Genomic DNA, 883 nt, shown 5'->3' with positions numbered 1-883 from the left:
TAAAAAACACAATAAAAATCTGATTATCCGCTAAAACACAGTATCTATCAGCATTTTCAAGAAAACAAATACATCAATTTACTACTTATTTACTACTAACGAATGAGCCTTGATACGCAAGTTTTCCTAGATATGCAAAGATATGGTACAGCACATCAGTATTAAAATAAGAAAAAATTGAATAACTCATAGACTATGGAACGCCTAACATGACGTTCCTTTTCTATTTCCAGCCGTTCTTATTGGACGGCTATTTTATTACCCAAAATGAAAGGAGCATTAGATTTATGAAAAAGATGTTAAAACGATTGTGTACGGGCTTCTTAGCTCTTGCAACTGTCGTTACTGCTTTACCGACTACACCCGTCCATGCAGAAAGTAAGCAATACTGGACGGAAAGTGCAGAGCGTGTCGGTATCATTGAAAAAGTAATGAATGACGGTTCTATCGGTTCGACATTCAATGAGGGCTATATGAAAGTCGAGGGCGAAACTGCCTATTGTATCGACATTAACACAAACTTTAAGAACGGTTACAAGACCAGAGCTGACGCAAGCTCACGCATGAGTGCTGACCAGATTTCAGATGTGGCGTTATCCTTAGAGTATGTCAAACAGTATGGCGAAGCTCACAAGGAACTGAACTACAAACAAGTCTATCTGTTGGAACAATGTGTAGTCTGGCAGAGATTGAGCGTACATTTTGGCTGGCAATGTGATAACGTGCGAGCTTCTTATGATGAAATTCCAAAGGCAACACAGGACGAAGTTTTCTCTGGTGCAAAAGCCTTTATCAAAGAAAATAAAGGACGCTATGAATGTGGCGGTTATATCTACTCTGGCGAGGGGCAGGAATTAGGACAATTCTGGGCGAAGCTGAATGT

The 883-nt window shown here is 39.6% G+C and carries 1 pseudogene; it reads left to right on the top strand.

What is annotated here, in order from left to right:
* Positions 1 to 287: 287 nt before the first annotated feature.
* A pseudogene (locus tag DW114_RS21125) lies at positions 288 to 883 on the top strand (hypothetical protein); the annotation flags it as partial.

This window comes from Absiella sp. AM09-50, from assembly GCF_003433845.1.
GTDB lineage: Bacteria > Bacillota_I > Bacilli_A > Erysipelotrichales > Erysipelotrichaceae > Hoskinsella > Hoskinsella hominis.
Note: the sequence above shows the minus strand (reverse complement) of the source record. Positions and strands in the feature narration are given on the sequence as shown.